Annotated in this window: 14 protein-coding genes and 2 pseudogenes; 8 read left to right on the top strand and 8 right to left on the bottom strand. The window is 69.8% G+C overall.

The annotated features are described in order from the left end of the window. Positions 1–5 precede the first annotated feature (5 nt). From ACH4RG_RS05550 to ACH4RG_RS05535, 4 genes are all read right to left on the bottom strand, one after another. The gene (locus ACH4RG_RS05550) at positions 6–449 is read right to left on the bottom strand and encodes a hypothetical protein (protein WP_398539152.1); all 444 of its coding nucleotides are present in this window, start codon (positions 447–449) and stop codon (positions 6–8) included. 77 nt (positions 450–526) lie between these two features. Continuing rightward, positions 527–1,690, bottom strand: coding sequence for a hypothetical protein (locus tag ACH4RG_RS05545; RefSeq protein ID WP_398539151.1), 1,164 nt, complete (start codon positions 1,688–1,690; stop codon positions 527–529). Further along, positions 1,687–1,917, bottom strand: a complete 231-nt coding sequence (locus ACH4RG_RS05540; RefSeq protein ID WP_398539150.1) for a hypothetical protein — start codon at positions 1,915–1,917, stop codon at positions 1,687–1,689. The genes ACH4RG_RS05545 and ACH4RG_RS05540 overlap by 4 nt, the downstream gene beginning before the upstream one ends. Before the next feature lie 76 nt (positions 1,918–1,993). After that, a complete protein-coding gene (locus ACH4RG_RS05535; protein WP_398539149.1) occupies positions 1,994–2,242 on the bottom strand; it encodes a hypothetical protein in 249 nt (82 codons plus the stop codon). 264 nt (positions 2,243–2,506) lie between these two features. On the opposite strand from ACH4RG_RS05535, the gene drmA reads away from it, so the two are divergent. The 5 genes from drmA to ACH4RG_RS05510 all read left to right on the top strand — a co-directional run bounded on the left by drmA (position 2,507) and on the right by ACH4RG_RS05510 (position 11,917). Beyond that, positions 2,507–6,118: a DISARM system helicase DrmA gene (gene drmA, locus ACH4RG_RS05530; RefSeq protein WP_398539148.1), complete on the top strand. Its 3,612-nt coding sequence runs from the start codon at positions 2,507–2,509 to the stop codon at positions 6,116–6,118. Further along, complete coding sequence (gene drmB / locus ACH4RG_RS05525; protein ID WP_397919878.1) at positions 6,115–7,974, top strand: DrmB family protein; 1,860 nt, start codon at positions 6,115–6,117, stop codon at positions 7,972–7,974. The genes drmA and drmB overlap by 4 nt, the downstream gene beginning before the upstream one ends. After that, the gene (gene drmC / locus ACH4RG_RS05520) at positions 7,971–8,714 is read left to right on the top strand and encodes a DISARM system phospholipase D-like protein DrmC (protein WP_397919876.1); all 744 of its coding nucleotides are present in this window, start codon (positions 7,971–7,973) and stop codon (positions 8,712–8,714) included. The genes drmB and drmC overlap by 4 nt, the downstream gene beginning before the upstream one ends. 307 nt (positions 8,715–9,021) lie before the next feature. Next, positions 9,022–11,043 (top strand): PIG-L family deacetylase, encoded by a 2,022-nt coding sequence (locus ACH4RG_RS05515; RefSeq protein ID WP_398539393.1) that lies wholly within the window; start codon positions 9,022–9,024, stop codon positions 11,041–11,043. A 148-nt stretch (positions 11,044–11,191) separates the two neighbouring features. After that, entirely contained in the window at positions 11,192–11,917 is a 726-nt protein-coding gene (locus ACH4RG_RS05510; protein WP_026290931.1) for a trypsin-like serine protease, read from the top strand. Between the two features lie 93 nt (positions 11,918–12,010). Here ACH4RG_RS05510 and ACH4RG_RS05505 read toward each other — a convergent pair whose 3' ends face one another. After that, positions 12,011–12,613: a response regulator gene (locus ACH4RG_RS05505; protein WP_397927763.1), complete on the bottom strand. Its 603-nt coding sequence runs from the start codon at positions 12,611–12,613 to the stop codon at positions 12,011–12,013. A gap of 112 nt (positions 12,614–12,725) precedes the next feature. Next, positions 12,726–13,229 carry a hypothetical protein gene (locus ACH4RG_RS05500; RefSeq protein WP_397927762.1) on the bottom strand — a complete coding sequence of 168 codons (504 nt, stop codon included), beginning with the start codon at positions 13,227–13,229 and terminating at the stop codon, positions 12,726–12,728. A 291-nt stretch (positions 13,230–13,520) separates the two neighbouring features. On the opposite strand from ACH4RG_RS05500, the pseudogene istA reads away from it, so the two are divergent. After that, positions 13,521–15,194: pseudogene (gene istA, locus ACH4RG_RS05495) on the top strand (IS21 family transposase). Further along, a complete protein-coding gene (istB, locus tag ACH4RG_RS05490) occupies positions 15,167–16,024 on the top strand; it encodes an IS21-like element helper ATPase IstB (protein ID WP_398539147.1) in 858 nt (285 codons plus the stop codon). The pseudogene istA and the gene istB overlap by 28 nt, the downstream one beginning before the upstream one ends. Positions 16,025–16,081: 57 nt before the next feature. Here istB and ACH4RG_RS05485 read toward each other — a convergent pair whose 3' ends face one another. Both ACH4RG_RS05485 and ACH4RG_RS05480 read right to left on the bottom strand, forming a co-directional pair. Next, complete coding sequence (locus ACH4RG_RS05485) at positions 16,082–16,978, bottom strand: polysaccharide deacetylase family protein (RefSeq protein WP_397919868.1); 897 nt, start codon at positions 16,976–16,978, stop codon at positions 16,082–16,084. A 386-nt stretch (positions 16,979–17,364) separates the two neighbouring features. Continuing rightward, a pseudogene (locus ACH4RG_RS05480) lies at positions 17,365–17,698 on the bottom strand (RHS repeat-associated core domain-containing protein); the annotation flags it as partial. On the opposite strand from ACH4RG_RS05480, the gene ACH4RG_RS05475 reads away from it, so the two are divergent. Then, entirely contained in the window at positions 17,664–18,260 is a 597-nt protein-coding gene (locus ACH4RG_RS05475) for a sensor histidine kinase (RefSeq protein WP_398161746.1), read from the top strand. The pseudogene ACH4RG_RS05480 and the gene ACH4RG_RS05475 sit on opposite strands and share 35 nt — an antisense overlap. Positions 18,261–18,317: the final 57 nt, after the last annotated feature.

Here is an 18,317-nt window from a genome sequence, read left to right as displayed (position 1 = left end):
CCGGATCACCGCGCCCGAGTGTCGTGACCGCCGCCGTCTGTATCCTCGTACTTTTTGGCCAACCCATCGAACGCAGCACGAATCGCGTCGTCGTTCTTGAACTGGTCGTTTCCCGTCTTCTCCAGCAGGCCCTGCAGAGCGACGCACCTGTCACGCACCCGGGCGATGTACTTGCTCCAGGACTGATAGACGTCCTTCTGCGCTGCCCCGCTCAGTACATCAGCGCTGATCGCGGCACCGGACTGTTCCTGCTTCAACGCCGACAGGGCCTTTCGGGCGTCCCCTGCCAGTTTGCCGACACTCTCGCCCGCGTGTGTCCAGGAAGCCTTGCTCGACCGGATTCCCCCGAGACCGCCACCAGGGTCCTCACCCACCTGGTTGAGCCGCACCTGGACCGCCTGCCGCTCAGCCGCCTCGGCCTTGAGCTGTTCCCACTCGTCCCATGCCATCCCCGTACCCCCTGAACCCATCGCGGCCCCGAATTCCTCAAGGGCACGGCACACTCATACGCCGCCTCCGAGTCTCCTCACTCGGACATGTGTCGCACGATGAACGACCGAACATTGTCCAAACGTGGTGCATTGCCCAGAGCGACGAGGTCGCCCCGCACCAGCACCTCGTCACCCCGACGGTGGGCCTCGGCGGCCTTCCCGTAGTCGTGCTGGTTCAAGGTCATCCTGACGCGGCGCGGCCGACTGTCGTCCCGGTCCTCGAAGTACCCCGCGACAGTTACCGCACCCGCCCCGTAGGGAAGCTCGCGATGCAGGCGCACCACGGATCCCAGCAGCGTCATGTCCATGCGGCCCAGGCGCGCCCGCAGGTCCTTGGCTCCCGCGTCCAGGGCTGCGAGCTGGGGCGGGGCCAGCTCGATGCGGCGGGTCGGCTGCTCCACCGGCAGGTCGGGGGACCAGGTGAAGTCGAAGGAGAACCCCGGCCCGTCCTCCCCTCCGATCTTGACGAGCGCCTCGCAGAGATTGGCCGAAAGCCCGCCCAGAGCGAAGCGGGTGAAATCGGCCAACTCGTCGTCCCTGATGCTGAGGTCGGCCGCCTCACGGGCACAGATGAGAGCCGCGTACAGCTTCCGGGTGACTCGCCTCGCGAACGGCTCCTCACGGGAGTCGTGTTCGAACAGGGAGCCCTGGGCCGGCTCTCCGGGCAGCGGAGTGTGCACGGCGACGACGTAGCTGCCCACCCGTGTCTGATCCAGCCGTACGGAGGACACGTGGTCCTTGACCACCTGAGGCTTGTTCGCGGGCTGGACGGGCTGGGGCTCGGGGGCGGCCTCGGCGGCCGCCGCAGCGGTCATCAGGTCGCGCAGCCCGGCCAGCGCGGGCACCAGCTCGACCAACGGCGCGGTTCCGGACGGTCCCGGCGGGGTGAGGCGGAGGAACTGCCAGTCGGCGGACGGCAGGGACATCTCCCGGAGCACGTCGGCAGGTCGGCGAGCCTCCACCGCGGACAGTGTCTCCAGCAGATCGGCGACGCGGTCCGCGTAGTCCAGGGGGCCACGGTCCAGCGGCACCATCACCTCGTAGGGGTCACCGGGTTCGTCCGAGGAGGTGAGCACCCACAGCTGACCCCGGCCGTAGTCACGCGACGGGGACCAGCCCCGGCCGCGCAGATAGCGCAGCAAGGACGCAGTGCTCAGATCGTTGACCCGGCTGAACTCCGGGTCGGAGACAGCGATCATGACACCCCCAGCATCGCTCGGAACTCGGCACCGAAGAGATCGTGCAAGGTCTGCGTGGTGAGCAGATTGGCCTTCGGCACGGACACGGTCAACCGGTCGCTGTCGGGCCGGTCGACCGGATCGTGTTCGTGGAAGCACGTCCAGTACGCGGCGTAACGCAGGAGCAGGCCCTCGTGGGAGGCCTCGATCCACTCGTCGGCGTTCCGCGGGACGACAACGAGGAACAAGAACCGGGGGGTAGTCCCGGCCGGACAGCAGATTGTAGTTGCGAACCGACAGTTGGTAACGCCACTCCTCGCCAGCCTACTCCGGCCGGTTCCAGCACTTCACCTGGGCCTGGATCTGCGGGAACTTCCTCGTCCCGCCGCGGCCGGGATAGGTCAGCTCCCAGTCGATGCCCAGGCGGTCGCGGGAGTTCGACACGTTGAGGTTCGCCGCCGTCGCGAGAGCCCGCACGAACTGCTCCCCGAAGTCGCCTTTGTGGTTGTTGTCCCCAAGCTCCAGAGGCTCCAGCGTGGGGGTGGTGGGAAGACCCGCGGAGCTCGGCGGCACCGTCGGCGGCAGAATAGCGCCCGCACCCGGTCCCGGCGGGACACCGAGACCCAGTGGGGTCGGTTGCCCGCCGTCGCCACTCCGAAGCGGCACTCCGTAGAAACCGTGTTTCGCCGGACGTTCATTCATGCACACCCCGTAACGCGCTCGGCTCCGACCGGTTGCACACAGTACCCATGCCCCCGGACAGCGGAGGAAGCGGCAGATCAGGTTTCGGCCCGACCCGCCTGCCCGTTGTCCGTGGTCGGGCCTATCGTGAGCAACGTGAGCCAGCCACATGACCTCTCGCCGCAGTCCGGCGCCGACAGCACCGGGAGCGTGCTCGACGCGCCCACTCCTCAGAAGCTCCGGGACGAGCTGGCGCAGCTCGTCGTGACGGACCTCCTCGGCCCGATCGGAGGCCCGGAGGAGGAGCTGCGGGGCAATCCGGCCGAGCACTACATCATCGGCCGTCTCGCACCGGGTGGCGGCGTGGTGGACGGGCGACCCAAGCTCACCGGACTCCCGGTGGAGCCCTCCGACTTCGACGGGGCGGGCCTCGCCGCGATCCCCGATGCGGAGGAGGGGGATCCCGACCCGGAGTCACCCAATGTCCCCAGCCTCCAGCCCTCCTCCCTGGGCCTCACCGTGCGGGTGCACGGGGCCGTGGAGGAGCTGCGGGTCCACTGCTCCTGGGCGCGCTACAAGCCGGGGCCGTCCAACGACCCCGAGAACACGGGCAGCCGCTCGGTATGGCACCGGACGGCATATGAGGGTTCGGTGGTCGTCAAGCTGCTGGCCGACGGTTCAATAGAAGCGCAGGAAGTGCTGCCGCAGGACTTTCCCGGCGTGGTGGTCCGCGGCCGTTGCCGTACCCACGAGGGTGATCGCCTCGTCTCGCTGTTCCTGGTCAACGCGCAGGACACGCAAGGTGGTTCACGTAACTGGCTGTTCCAGACGGAGCTTTCGCTCAGCGGGCCGCCCGGCACGGCCCCGTTCCTCCCTCGGCGCACTGCGCCCCGTTCCGGAAGCGACCCCGCCGAACGGGCGGAGCGCCGCTCCCTGGCCATGGGGTACCGGTTCCTCCCCGAGTTCGCGGTCGGCCACGGCACCGGCGTCCACGCCCAGCCGAGCGAACAGGACGCGCAGCGCGCCGAGATGGTCCGTACGGCCGCCGCACCGACGTACGAGATTCCGCACACGGACGTGCCCGACCCTCTGGCGAGCCAGGACCAGGACCTGGTCGAACTACAGGGTCTGGTCCTCGACATGCAGGTGCTCTCCGAACTGCCCCCGGCCGCCCTGCGCACGGCTCTGCTGCCTCTCGTCGACGGTTACCGGGCCTGGATCGAGCGAGCCCGGGAGAGTATCACCGTCCCGGCGTCCCGGCTCGACGGATACGAGACGGAAGCCCGGGAGAATCTTCGGCTGGCCGAGAAGACAGCTGACCGGATCGAAGCCGGCATTCACCTGCTCGACGCGGGACCGGCCCTCGACGCCTTCCGCTTCGCCAACCACGCCATGTGGCAGCAGCGCGTACACACCATGGCCGCTGCCGAACGCCGTCGCAGGCCCGAGCTCACCCTGGACGCCGCGGTCCAGGCGGCGGACGAGCCGAAGAACCGAAGCTGGCGCCCCTTCCAGCTGGCCTTCATGCTGCTCAACCTGCCGGCCCTGGCAGACCCGGCGCACCCGGAGCGCGCCGACAACCGGGAAGCCCTCGCCGATCTGCTCTGGTTCCCCACCGGTGGCGGAAAGACCGAGGCCTATCTCGGTCTCACCGCGTTCACCCTGGCGATACGACGCCGCCTGCCCGGTCTCGGCGGGCTGGACGCCGAGCACGGGGTCGCCGTGCTCATGCGCTACACGCTGCGCCTGCTCACCATTCAGCAGTTCCAGCGCGCCGCGGCCCTCATCTGCGCGTGCGAGACCATCCGCCGTGCGAACCCCGGCCTGTGGGGTACCGCTCCCTTCCGCATCGGGCTGTGGGTCGGCGGCAGCGTCACGCCCAACAACACGGACCAGGCCGGCACTTGGCTCAAGGACCGCCGCAAGGAGAGCGGGCGCGGTCGACGCAGCCGTTCCGGATCGCCCCACCAGCTGACGAGCTGCCCCTGGTGCGGCAGCAAGCTCGACGCGGGCCGGGACATCACGGTCGACACCACGCTGCGCCGCACTGTCATCACCTGTCCCGACGTGTTCGCCTGCCCGTTCGGAGAAGGCGCCTTCGGTGTCGGCGCGGACGAACGTGGCCTGCCGGTCCTCGTCGTCGACGAGGAGATCTACCGGCTGCCACCGAGTCTCGTCATCGCGACCGTCGACAAGTTCGCACAACTTCCCTGGAAGGGCGAGACCCAGGCCCTGTTCGGTCAGGTCAGCAAGCGCTGCACGCGCCACGGTTACGTCACGGCCGACGCACTCGACAGTGAGTGGGAGCGCCACAGCCACCCGGCCAAGGGCAACCATCCCGCCGCCATCACGAAGGACGCCCCACGGCTGCGACCGCCGGACCTCATCGTGCAGGACGAGCTGCACCTGATCTCCGGACCGCTCGGCTCGCTCACGGGGCTCTACGAAGCCGCCATCGACCGGCTCGCCTGCTGGGACATCACACCGGGCCACACCGTACGCCCCAAGGTTATCGCTTCCACTGCCACCGTCCGGCGGGCGGAACGGCAGATCAACGACCTGTTCAACCGTAGGACCGCGGTGTTCCCTCCGCCCGGGCTCAGCGCCGACGACAACTTCTTCGCACGCCGCAGGGACACCAAGAGCACCCCGGGCCGTCGTTACGTCGGTATCTGCGCGCAGGGCGTACGGACGAAGTCCGTGGCGATCCGGGTCTACGTCGCCCAGCTCGCCGCTGCCGAGAAGCTCCACAAACGCTACGGACGCACAGAACTCACCGACCCGTACATGACTCTGGTCGGCTACTTCAACAGCCTGCGTGACCTGGGCGGGATGCGCAGGCTGGTCGAGGACGACATCTCCACCCGGCTGACCCGCGCGGACAAGCGTGGCCTCGCGGTGCGCTACATCGGAGAACCCGCTGAGCTCACATCTCGCATGTCGTCCGACGCTATCCCAGACATTCTGGAGAAGCTGGAGATCTCCTCCGCGGGAACGAGGAGGAAAGGGGCGCCCCGCCCCATTGACGTCCTGCTCGCCACGAACATGATCGCCGTGGGAGTGGACGTCTCGCGTCTCGGCGTGATGGTGGTCAACAACCAGCCCAAATCCACAGCCGAATACATTCAGGCCACCAGCCGTGTGGGTCGCCGTGCCCCCGGGCTCGTCTTCACCGTCCTCAACTGGGCCCGGCCACGCGACCTCTCCCACTACGAGACCTTCGAGTCGTTCCACGCCACCGTCTACCAGCACGTGGAGGCCCTCTCCGTCACCCCGTTCGCGGACCGTGCACTGGACCGCGGGCTGACCGGAGTGCTGGCGTCGCTGGTACGCAACCTCAAGCAGCAGTACAACGGCAACCGGGGCGCCCAGTTCTTCGACATCCGCGGTGAACTCGCCGACCACGTCGTCCGGACCCTCCAGCGTCGCGCCGAGGACGTGACGGCCAACCAGCACGCGGGCTCGGAGCTGGCGTCGCGCCTCAAGCAGCGCCTCGACCACTGGGACCTGCGGCGCAACGCTCCCGGGGCCGTGCTCGGGTACAGCACCGCTCCGCGCCAGGGAGACGTCACCCCGCTGCTCAAGAAGCCGGACGGGACGAGCTGGCGGTTGATGACCTGCCCCACTTCCCTGCGCGAGGTGGAGCCGCCTGTCCAGCTGATGTTCGTCGGGGACGTCGGCCAGGACCCAGTCACCGAGCCCCCGTTCGTACCCCGGCCTCAGCCTGACCCCGTCGACAGCCCCGCAACACTTCCGGAGCAGCCGTGACCGCCCCCGCCAATGGCCCCCTGCGCGTGGGCGAGCTCCGCCCGAGTCAACTCCTGCACACCTACGGGGTGGGGTCGGTCGCCGACCTGCCCAACCTCTCGGCCATGGTTCTCGGGCTCGATCACTGGGACCTCGTGCAGGCCACTCCCCTCACCGAGGACCGGCTGCTGGCCGCCGTACGCCGACGGCTGGGCGCTCAGGTCACCACGCTCCGCACTCCGCCGCAGATGCAGGAGACATCCGATCCCTTGGGTGACTGGACGCGGGTCGGTGTCCCGGTGGCCCTCTTCCCGCGCTGGCTGCGCTGCTCCCGCGAGCAGTGCAATCAGCTGTCGCCCGCTTCTTCAGGCCTCTTCGAACTGGAAGAGCACCACTTCAGGCCCGAGAACACGCGGTACGTCCACACCTGCTTCGGTACCGGTCGCGGGCGGCCGACCGCGGTCCCCGCACGATTCCTCATCGCCTGCCCCGACGGCCACATGGACGACTTTCCCTGGATGTACTTCGTCCACCGCGGGGCGGCCCACGCCTCGGACTGCACTCTCAGCCTGGTTGAACGCGGCACGACGGGTGAAGCGGCCAACATCTTCGTCAAGTGCTCGTGTTCGCAGGTGACCGACCGCTCGATGGCGGAGGCGATGGGCAAGCGAGGTGAACAGGAACTGCCCGCGTGCCGGGGCCATCACCCGCATCTGGGTACCTTCGAAGAATGCGGCGAACGGGTCCGGACGATCGCACTGGGCGCCACAAACAGCTGGTTCGCCTCCCAGCTACGGGTGTTCAGCCTGCCCCGGGCGGATGAACCGCTCACCCAGACCGTACGGGAGCATTGGTCGTCTCTAGCCCCTCTTTCCGGCATTCCCGCCGAGGCCGCCAAGATGCTGCTACCCACCCAGGCGTGCTGGCCCGAGCTGGAGGGATACGGCGTCGAGAAGGTGTGGGCGGCCGTCACCGACGAAGCCGCGGCAGCGTCCGCGGGATCCTCGACGCCGGCCAAGCCGGACGACGAGGAATTCGATCTGACCACGCCCGAGTGGAAAGCCTTCACCGCGCCTCACCGCTACGAGCTGCCCGACTTCACCACCGAGCAGGAGCGGGTACCCGCCACCGCCTCCGCCTGGCTGGATCGCGTCGTTCTCGTCCACCGCCTGCGTGAAGTCTCCGCGCTCACCGGCTTCACCCGTATCGACGCGCCTGAGTGGCTGCCTCAGGAGGACGTCCCGTCCACCAAAGCAGCACGACTGACGAGGGAACAACCGTCCTGGGTGCCGTGCGCGGAACTGCGGGGCGAAGGAGTCTTCCTCGCACTCCAGGAAGACCGCCTCGCCGCGTGGGAGAAACGTGCCGACGTGGCTGCCCGCGAGCAGATGCTGAAGTCGGCCCACGTGACGTGGTGCCTCGCCCGTGGCATCGAACCCCAGTGGCCCGGGATCCGCTATGTGCTGCTGCACACCATCGCCCACGCACTGATCCGCGCGTTCGCCCTGGAATGCGGCTACGGCGCTTCGGGCATCGCCGAGCGTGTGTACGCACGCTCGGGCAAGAACCCCATGGCGGGAATCCTCCTCTACACCGCCGCGCCCGACAGCGAGGGAACCCTGGGCGGACTCGTCTCTCTCGGCCGGAAGAGCCGCCTCGGGCCCGTCATCGACCAGGCCATCGAGGAGGCGCGGCTCTGCAGCTCCGACCCGATGTGCGCGGAACACGATCCCCGAGTGCACGGTCGCCTGCACGGAGCCGCCTGTCACGCCTGTCTCTTCGCGGCGGAGACGTCCTGTGAACGGGGCAATCACTATCTGGACCGGACGCTGCTCGTGGAGACACTGGCCGGCAACACCAACGCGTTCCTCGCATGAGCGACCGCCTGCCCGTGCTGCTCGCCGCACTGGGCAAACGCCTTCCGAGCGAGCGGCTCACCACCCTCCAGCAGCAGCTGCACCAGGCCGACGGACCGGTGGATGAAGGATTCCGCCGCTGGGCCGCGGCCCAACAAGCCGCCGGCCTCGCCTTCCAGCTGACCGAGATGCGGATCGCCTGGCAGCAGGAAGCTCCCCGACTGCCCGGCAGCGCCCTGGCTCTGTCACTCGGGGCGGTGGCTGCCGCTCGCAAGGACACCGAGGGCGAGCCGACCGAGCTGGTCGTCAGCGGCCCGACCAGCCCCGCCATACCTGTTCGCCTCACGAGCTCTGTCGCCGTCGAAGTCATACGGTCCGCACGGGAGGCACTTGTCATCGCGAGCTTCGCGGCGTTCGGCATTCACGAGATCGTGGCCGAACTGCGGGCAGCCGCCGCGCGAGGAGTCCACACCGATCTACTCCTGGAGGAGTCAACCTCAGCGGTCCGCGCCTTCGGCTCCCTGGGGAACCGGGTCCAGGTCTGGCACCCTACCGATCCCTCGGCTCGCCGGAGCCTCCATGCGAAGGTCATCGCAGCCGACCGGCACACCGCGCTCCTCGGCAGCGCGAACCTCACCAGCCGCGCACTGCGGGACAACATCGAGGTAGGGGTGATCCTGCGCGGCTCCCACGTCGGGCGGCTGGTCGATCACCTGAGGTGGCTCACCCGGCCGGAGACAGGCCTCCTCCAGGCTCAGTAGAGCTCTCTGGGGGTCTGGCACGGCGCTGGTGTGGCCGACTCGGACACCGGGCGCAGGCGGGGGGGGAAGGTCGACCCAGATCGCTGCTGAGCCAGACGTGCGGCGTGCAAATTCCCGTTCCCTGACCGGGCAACCCTGCCGCCCCGATCCCCGTCTACTCCCCCGCGGGCACGGCCCGGCCGGCCGGTGGCCCCGCGCGTAGAACCAGGGAGTACGCAGGACAGGGCGGCCGTTCGCCCGCTGCGGGGGAAGCGGGACGGACGGGGTGCGTGGCGTGGTGGACCGAACTGTGCTGTCCCGGATACGGATGCCCCGGCGCGCCCTCCTCCTCGCGGCCACCGCGACCGCCGCCGCCGCCGGATGCGCCGTACCGGCTCCGCGGCGGCACGGCCCGGTACCGGACCCGGCCCCGGGGCTGGCCATAGCGAGCGGTCGGCGGGCGCTGGCCATGCAGCTGCTGGCCCACCCGGACGACGACCTGTACTTCATGAACCCGGACACCCGTGAGGCCCTCGACGCCGGGACCCCCGTGGTCTGCGTCTACCTCACCGCGGGCGAGGCCGACGGTCTCAACAAGGTGCCGGGCGCTCCGCGTCCGGAACCCGACCGCGCCGCCTACGCCTCCGCCCGCCACCAGGGCCTGCGTCAGGCGTACGCCGAGCTGCTCGGGCTCGACCGCTTCACTCCCTGGCAGAGGTCGGTGCTCACGCTGGAGGGGGGCCATCGCGCCGAGCGGGACGTCCTGGCCGACGGGGCCCGCCGGGTCGAGCTGGTCTTCCTCAACACGGCGATGCACACCGGGCGCGGCCGCCTCGGACTGCCCAGCCTCTGGCAGGACCGGCGGCTCGTGCTGCGTACCGTCGTCGCCGACGACTCCCCGCTGGAGAAGGCGGGTTCGTATACGTACGACGGTCTCGTCGATGTCCTCGTGGGGCTCCTGGAGCAGTACCGGCCGACCATCGTGCACACCCTCGACCCGGACCCCGACCTCCAGTTCAGCAGCGAGTACGAGCGCCGCCGGGACAGTGAGCAGCACGGGTACTCCGACCACGCCGACCACACCGCGGCCGGCTGCTTCGCCTGGGCGGCGCTGATCCGCTGGGTGGCACGGACCACGGCGGCCGGGAAGCCGGTGCCCGGATTCGCCGTCGCCTCCTTCCGGGGCTACTACAACCGGCACTGGCCCAAGAACCTGCCGCCGGAGGTGCTGGAGCGCAAGGCCGCCCACCTCGTCCCGTACGGCGGCGCGCCCGACTGGGAGTGCGGCAACCCCTCCGGCTGCGGCGACTACAACATCGGCGGCGACCGGCCACTGGCCAGCCGCAAGGGCTGGGTGCGCTCCACCCACCACCGCTACCCGGGTCCGCGGGCCAGGGTCGTCTCCGGGGCGGACGGGCGGCTCACCGTCTACGGGGTGCTGGGGCTGCGCGCCGTCCGGTGGCGCGAGAGCGCGCCCGGCAGCGGCATCCTGGACGTGCCGGACGACCTCGGCGGCGGTCCGCTCGCCCCGGTGCTGGGTTCGGCGGCGACGGCGGACGGACGGCACCTGTTGTTCGGGCTGCGGTTCGCGGCGCTCGCCGGGCACGGCTCGGACAACGACCGCGAGATCGCGCTGCTGGAGCAGCGCTCGCCGGGTGGCCCCTTCCGCGCCTGGCGGGGGCTCGGCAACCCGGCCACCGGCAGCGACCACGGACGCCGCGTCGGCGTGCCCGTCGCCGTCGCCGCCCCGGACGGCCGCGTCCACCTCTTCGTACGGAACGCGGAGAAGGGGCTCAGCACCCGGGTCCGGGACGCGGACACCGGACGCTGGAGCGGGTGGCGCGACATGGGCGGCGGCGAGGTGCAGGACGGGCTGACGGCGGTCGTGGACGCGGCCGGGCGCGTCCACGTGTACGCGGCCGGGCACCATGCCGTGCACCACTGGACCCAGGACGCCCCGGGGTCCGACGTCACCGCCCGTACCCAGCTCACCGACTCCCCCGCCCCCGCGCACGCGCCCGGCGCGCTCCCCGCGCCCGACGGTTCCGTGGAGCTGTACTACCGGCCGGCCGCGCGGGAGCGGCTCGTCGCCGTGCGGGCCGACCCCGCACCCGCGCCCCGCTTCGGCGGGTACGGTCCGGTGACCGCCGCCGCCTCGCCGAGCGGCCCGGTCCTGCTCGGCCGTTCCGCGGCGGGCCGGATCCAGCTGCGAACCGCCGGGGGCACCGCCGTACGGCCCCGGGGGCCGGTCGCACTGGACGGCATCGCCCTCCACCTCGGCGCGGCGGGCGGAGAACCCGCCGTCGTGGGGTTCGGGCCGGACGCGGCGCCCTGGGTGTGGCGTCCGTAGCAACGGCGACTCTCGGCCCAACTCCCGCCCCATAACGCCGTGTTATGCCCAAACGTTAGTACCCCGACCTCGTCGCGCTCCGGCACCCTGTTGCCCACCATCCCCCACGGACACGCACACCCCAGCGTGTCGCGCGAAACGAGGAATCATGCGTATATCCAGGCTCGTGCCCGCTGCCGCCGCCGCAGCGGCCTGTGTCCTCGCCCTCTTCGCACCGTCCGCCTCGGCAGCTCCCGAGGCCCCGCTCCAGGACGCCCCGCCCCCGACCACCCAGATCATCGGCGGCGGCTACGCCCAGAACGCGCCCTGGGCCGCCCGCCTCTTCTCGAACGGCAGAGAGACCTGTTCGGCGACGATCATCGCGCCGACCTGGATCCTCACCGCCAAGCACTGCGTCACCGGCGGCGGCCTGTCGTTCCGCATCGGCAGCCTCGACCAGCACAGCGGCGGTGTGGTCGCGAACGGCGCCCAGACCTACACCCACAGCTCGGACCTGGCCCTGGTCCGGCTGGACCGCTCGGTGCAGGCCACCTACTCCCGGCTGGGCCAGCCCGGCTCGGTGCGGGTCGGGCAGGGCGTGCAGGTCTGGGGCTGGGGAGCCACCTCGCAGTGCGGCTCCGAGGCCAACTGCCAGTCCCGCTACCTGAAGGTCGCCAACGTGACGGTCACCGGCGGCTGCGGTGACGCGTACGGCGGCTCGGCGATCTGCGCCCGCCGAGGCAACGGCATCACCGCCGGCGGCGACTCCGGCGGCCCGATGACGGCCAACGGCGTCCAGGTCGGCGTCGCCTCCACCAGCGACCGGCAGACCACCACCGCGTACACGAACGTCACCGCGTACCGGTCCTGGATCCAGTCGATCGCGGGCGTCTGACCGACCCCACCCACCCGGGGCGGCGGGCACCTGACGGACCGTCGCCCCGTGAACCGTAGGGCCCCTACCTCATCGCCCCGAGGTATTGGGGCCCTACACCCATCCCTGCTCCTTCGCTATCCGCACGGCGTCGACGAGGGTGCGGGCGTGAAGCTTCCCGACCGCCGACGAGAGCCTGTTGCGGACGGTTCCCACGCTGAGGAACAGGTCGGCGGCGATCTCCCGGGAGTGCGCGCCGCCGGCGGCCAGCCGGAGGGCCTCGGCCTCCCTGTCGGTGAGCGGGCCGGGGCCTGCCCGTCCCTCACCCCGCATCCGGGAGTCGATGACCCGGCCACCCCCGGCGACCCGCCGGATGGCGTCGGCGGTCCGCGCCGGGGTGGTGCTCTTGAGCAGATATCCGGCGGCCCCGGCGGCCAGGGCCCGGCGCAGATGACCCGGGCGGTCGAGCGCCGTGAGCATCAGGACCCGGCAGGCGGGCAACCGTTCCACGAGGCCGGCGGCGACCGTGATCCCGTCCGCCCCGGGCAGATCGATGTCGAGCAGCACGACGTCCGGGCCCAGCCTCTCCGCCGCGGCGAACGCGGCAGGACCGTCCGCGGCCTGGCCGACCACGTCGATGCCCAGTTCGGCCGTCAGGAGCGCCGTCAGCCCTGACCGCACCACGTCATGGTCGTCGACCACCAGCACCTTGATCAACGACCTGCTTGTCGCAGGCCACCCGGGCCCTGCGGGCGGCTTCGGCCGTCGGCGCACCCCGGCGCACGAGCCGTGCCGCCGGGGCGGCGGTCGGCGGCCTGCGGACCGCAGGTCACGGTTCGGTCGACGAGCACGGGCGTCGGACGGTGTGCTGCGGGTCCGGTCGGGAACCGCAGCACACCGCAGGGCAGGCGGCGGTCAAGGCCCTCTCCCAGGAGGCCAGTTCATCGTCCGGCCTGGTGTCCCGCCCCGCGGAGTAGGTGGACGGGCCCACCGTGACCTCCAGCAGATGGGAGGAGGCGAAGAAGAGGAACTTCTGCCTGCTGAGCGTCGCCTGACCGGAGAAGACCCGTGTGAGGAGCGAACCGACATCGCCGGCCGCCACCTGCTCGAAGGTCCAGTCGTCCAGGAGGATCCGCACCGCTTCCGCTTTCGGCGCCCCTCCCATGAGGCCGATGTACACATCGGACCCGGCGAGCTTCCCGTCCCAGTCCGCGAACCAGCTGCCGTGCTCGACCTCACGCTCCTCGAAGTCGGCGGCCCGCGCGCCGCAGGAGGCCAGGGCCTCCTCGGCCAGGGCCACCGGAAGGGGCTTCCGCCCATGGTGGAGCGTCACTACAAGAACCTCCCCACTCTCCAGTCCCCATGCCGTTTCTTGCCGGACTTCACGCGGAAGACCGTGCGGGCCTTCTTGACGCCGAGTATCTTCGTGAACCCGACGGCGCTCCAGCCGACTCCGCAGTTCTTCCGGTTGAAGATGCCTGGCTTTGTTCACCAGTAGTGCCGTCAGTTGTTCACGGGTTTGGGAGGCACCCAGATCCACGGTCGGGTGATGTTCACGAGTTTTGACAGCACTGGGGTACTTGCCAGGGCAGCATCGGGGTGCTCCTGGTGAAAGGTCCTGGTCATGCCGCAGATGTCCAAGGTCGAGCTGTACGCGGCGATCCGGCGTGATCACCGTGCTGGCATGAAGATGCGCGAGCTTGAGCGCAAGTACAACGTGTCGTGGCGGACGGTGAAGAAGGCCGTGGACTCGGTCTGGCCGGAGCCGCGCAAGAAGCTTCGGCCGCGGCCGACCGCGCTTGATCCGTACAAGCCGGTCATCGACGAGATGCTGCGGACAGACCTGGACGCGCCGCGCAAGCAGCGGCACACGATCACCCGGATCTTCCACCGGCTCATCGAGGAGCACAGCGCCGACGTCTCGTACCAGATGGTCCGGCGCTACGTTTCTGACCGGAAGCCGGAGATCCTCGCGGCCTCGGGCAAGGCCCCGGTGGAAGCGTTCGTGCCTCAGTCCCATCTGCCCGGTCACGAGGCGGAGGTCGACTTCGGCGACGTGACGGTGCGTCTGGCCGGCGAGCTGGTGACCTGCTACTTGTTCTCGCTTCGCCTGTCCTACTCGGGCAAGGCCGTCCACCGGGTCTTCGCCTCGTGCGGTCAGGAAGCCTTCTTCGAAGGGCACGTGCATGCGCTTCGCACGCTGGGCGGTGTTCCCCGGACCAAGATCCGCTACGACAACCTGAAGTCGGCCGTCGCCCAGGTGCTGGGGCTGAGCCGGGCACGGGTGGAGACCGACCGGTGGATCGCTTTCCGCTCGCACTTCAACATCGAGAGCTTCTACTGCCGCCCCGGAATCGAAGGCGCCCACGAGAAGGGCGGAGTCGAAGGGATGATCGGCTACTTCCGCCGCAACCACTTCACACCCGTCCCGGAAGTCGACTCCCTCGCCGAGCTGAACGAGATGGTCGACCAGTGGGACCTGCACGACGGGCACCGCCGGATCGGCGCGCGGCCGCGGACCGTCGACGAGTACTTCGCCGTCGAGCAGCCGCTGCTGATGCCGCTGCCCCAGGAGCCGTTCGAGACGGGCCGGCTGTTCACGCCACGGGTCGACCGCTACAGCCAGATCAACGTCCGAACCAACCGCTACTCGGTCCCGACCCGTTTCATCGGCAAGCGGGTACGCGTCGTCCTACACGCCTCTCACCTGGTGGTTTACGACAGGAACGTCGAGGTGGCCCGGCACGAGAGGCTGATCGCGAAGGGTGGGTTGCGCCTGGATCTGGACCACTATCTCGAAGCTCTCATTCGCAAGCCCGGTGCTTTTCCCGGCGCAACGGCCCTGGAACAGGCCCGGTCCGCAGGCAAGTTCACCCCGGTCCACGACGCCTGGTGGGCCCAGGCCCGCAAGGTCCACGGCGAGCGGGACGGCACCCGGGCGCTGATCGAGGTCCTGCTGCTGAACCGCCACCTCGCCCACGAGCACGTCGTCGCGGGCCTGGCCACCGCTCTGCGGGCCGGCGCTCTGACCGCCGATGCTGTCGCGCTGGAGGCCCGAAAGGCCGCTCAGGCGGAGGACGAGCCAGTCATCGGCACATCATCCGCTCCGCAGATGCCCGGCGAGACACCGGCGACCGTCACGTCGCTGCACGAGTGGCGCCTGGCACACCTTCCCCCGGACACCCGGCCGCTGCCGTCGGTGACCCCCTACGACCAACTGCTACGACGCCGTCGCACCAGCGGCAGCGACCACCATGAGGGAGAAGCCCAGTGCCCCTGCCCCGCCAGCGAGGCTTGACCGAGCAGGCCGCCGACGCGGCGATCGACACCGCCTGCCGCCTGCTGCGGCTTCCGTCGATCCGCAACGAGTTCAACGAGATCGCCGACCGGGCGATCAAGGACCAGATGACCTACCGCGGCTTCCTCGCCGAGCTGCTGATGACCGAGTGCGACGACGCCGAGCTGCTGATGACCGAGTGCGACGACGCCGAGCTGCTGATGACCGAGTGCGACGACCGGGCCAGGCGCCGTTCGGAACGACGGATCAAGGCCGCGGGCTTCCCACGGGAGAAGTCCCTGCGGGCCTTCGACTTCGACGCCAACCCGAACATCGACGCCGCCACCGTCCACACCCTCGCCAGCTGCGAGTGGATCAAGAAGAGTCAGCCCCTCTGCCTGATCGGCGACTCCGGAACCGGCAAGTCCCACATGCTCATCGCCCTGGGCACCGAGGCCGCCATGAAGGGCTACCGCGTCCGCTACACGCTCGCCACGAAACTGGTGAACGAGCTGGTCGAGGCGGCCGACGAGAAGCAGTTGAACAAGACCATCGCCCGCTACGGGCGCGTCGATCTTCTCTGTATCGACGAGCTTGGCTACATGGAACTGGACCGCCGCGGCGCTGAACTCCTCTTCCAGGTCCTGACCGAACGCGAGGAGAAGAACAGCGTCGCCATCGCCTCCAACGAGTCCTTCGGCGGCTGGACCAAGACCTTCACGGACCCCCGCCTCTGCGCGGCCATCGTCGACCGCCTCACCTTCAACGGCACGATCATCGAGACCGGCACCGACTCCTACCGCCTGGCCACCACTCGGGCACGGGCCGAACAGCCGGCTGTCGCAGGCTGACTGATTCCACAGTCGGCTCAGCGGCCCGTCGTCCGTAGGGGCGACGGGCCCGATCAGTCATCCAGGGCTCACGCTCCCGGACCAGACTCCCTGGATCGTTCGGTAGTCGATCACGACGATGTCCTCCCGCTGGAGAACCTCACGGGCCTGCGGCGACGTCAGGAATTCGTAGTCCGTCCGCCGCACGAGCCAGCCGCCATCGACGGCCTGTGACTCCTTGTCGCCCAGACTGGGATGCACCGCCCATTCATTGAGCCCGGCAGGCAGGTCACGCAGCATCTGAGCGTATCGGTCCTCCTTGCCTTCAACGTCGAGGGAGAAGCTGTCCAGGAAGTCGTTGTCGATGACCGGGAGCCCGCTTCTCCGCATTGCACGGCGCCCGGGTTCGAGCCAGACCCGTACCGCGAGGCCATACTCCGCTGCCAGCGCAACGGTCAGGCCGAGGATGTCATCGCGGCCGCCATCAGCCAGGCAATGGAAGTCCAGATGGGTCGGCGTGAGCTCAGCGTCGCCGACGGCATCGATCTGAGCGCGGAACTCAAGTTCGATCTCATCGAGCCGAGCCTGGCCGAGCAAGGTCGCCCGGCCGACAGGTGTCGGCGCGAACAGTTCGCCTGCAGGGTCCAGCAGTGAGGGAACTCGTTCTTTGGCGATCAGCGGCCCCCACGGGATGTCGGGCATCTCGCGTACCAGAGTGAGGTGGATCCCGAACGGGATCTGCGGCCGTCGGCTGAGCAGTTTCATGGCCTGCGGCGCTCCAGGGCACGGGACCATCAGGCTGCACGAACTGGCGATGCCCTCTTCGACCGACTCGATCACAGCGGCGTTGATCGCTGGATACATCCCGAAGTCATCGCAGTTGACGATCAGCAGCCGAGCATCAGGCGGATAGCCCAGTAACTCACTCGACTGCTCCGGAGACACGACGGCCGCGGGAACGCTGACTTCATCCATGCCCGCAGTGTGAGACCTGGCCTGGAGCTTCGCACAGCAATTTCGACGCCGCGGAGCGTCAGCGCCGTCATTTCTCGTGAACATCTACGAGCCTGCTGATCACCAACTGCTGCCGAAACCAGTGAACAAACGCTGTTGCTGAACGTGAACGAAGCCAGATGCCCTGGCGTCCGCGGTGAACGTCCCCGAAGAGCCTGCTGCGCTCGCCGAAAAACCTGTTGTTGTTCCAGGATGCCCCGCGAGCACGGCGCTGGAGGGGCCTTCACATACTTTCTCTTGTACGCCTTGTAGGCCCGGTATCCGGTCTTCGCGGCGCGGTAGACCTTCCCGCAGTGCCGGTAGCAGGCCCATCCGACCCGGACGGCGGCGATGACCAGGGGCACCCATCGCCCGTCGAGGTCGTACTTGTCGACCGGGTCCCCGTACGCGTACTCGTACCGGTTCGCCCTGCCACCGGTCACGGGGTCGGTCTGGAGGAACCGGCCGGTCCCGGGGTCGTACAGGCGCACACCCGTGAGCGTGAGCCCGCTCGGCGTCTCGCTGGAGCGCTGTTTGCCGCCCCCGGCCAGCCGTAGCGGGCCGGCGCCTGTCCGGTGCGCGGGTTGCCGTACTCGTCGCTCTCCAGGGCAACCGGCGCCTGTCCGGCGTCCAGGGGCAGTTGCAGGGCACTCCCCCGTGGATGGAGGTGAGGTGCAGGACGGTCCCGCCGGTCCTGGCGCTGCGCGGCGGTACGCCGGACTCTCCGTCGCCCGGACGCGAACGCGGTGCGCTGACCGAGATCATCACCCTGGCCCGGCGGCTCCACGACGACGTGCGGTCGATCAGCCGGCCGGACGGCGGAAACCCCTCCCTCTCCGACGAGCTCGCCCACGCCCAGCGGGTCCTGGCCGCCTCCGGCGTGGAGGTGCGGACCGTGCTGCCGCCGTGGGCCGGGCCCGATCCGGCGGCCGTGGGCTGTCTGCGTTTCGTGCTGTGCGAAGCGGTGGGCCATGTGCTCCAGCACAGCCGGGCCACCTCGTGCGAGATCGTCCTGCGCGCGGACGGCGGGGAGATCCGGCTCACCGTCCGCAACGACGGGGTCGCCGGGGAAGAGGCCAGCGCCGTCGCTCCCGGGCGGCACGGCACAGGGCTGGCGGGGCTGACCGGCCGGGTCCTCGCGCTGGGCGGCTCGTTCACCACCGCGTCCGAGGACGGGGTCTTCACGCTGACGGCATCCGTGCCGAACCCTACGACCGCGGCGCCCGTGCCCCACCCGGGGACCACGAGGGGGCCGGGCCCGTGACCTCGGCGGCTCCGCGCATGGCGGCACACGGCGAAGGGCCCCGCACCTCTTTCGAGG

Origin of the sequence: Streptomyces sp. NPDC021019 (assembly GCF_044333295.1) — a bacterium.
Taxonomy (GTDB): Bacteria; Actinomycetota; Actinomycetes; order Streptomycetales; family Streptomycetaceae; genus Streptomyces.
This window is presented reverse-complemented; position numbering and strand designations above follow the sequence as displayed.

Excerpts from the sequence above, each read along its gene's own strand:
- ACH4RG_RS05550 (WP_398539152.1), bottom strand. The coding sequence starts at position 449 with ATGGCATGGGACGAGTGGGAACAGCTCAAGGCCGAGGCGGCTGAGCGG.
- ACH4RG_RS05545 (WP_398539151.1), bottom strand. The coding sequence starts at position 1,690 with ATGATCGCTGTCTCCGACCCGGAGTTCAGCCGGGTCAACGATCTGAGC.
- drmC (WP_397919876.1), top strand. The coding sequence starts at position 7,971 with ATGAGCGACCGCCTGCCCGTGCTGCTCGCCGCACTGGGCAAACGCCTT.
- ACH4RG_RS05510 (WP_026290931.1), top strand. The coding sequence starts at position 11,192 with ATGCGTATATCCAGGCTCGTGCCCGCTGCCGCCGCCGCAGCGGCCTGT.
- ACH4RG_RS05515 (WP_398539393.1), top strand. The coding sequence starts at position 9,022 with ATGCCCCGGCGCGCCCTCCTCCTCGCGGCCACCGCGACCGCCGCCGCC.
- ACH4RG_RS05485 (WP_397919868.1), bottom strand. The coding sequence starts at position 16,978 with ATGGATGAAGTCAGCGTTCCCGCGGCCGTCGTGTCTCCGGAGCAGTCG.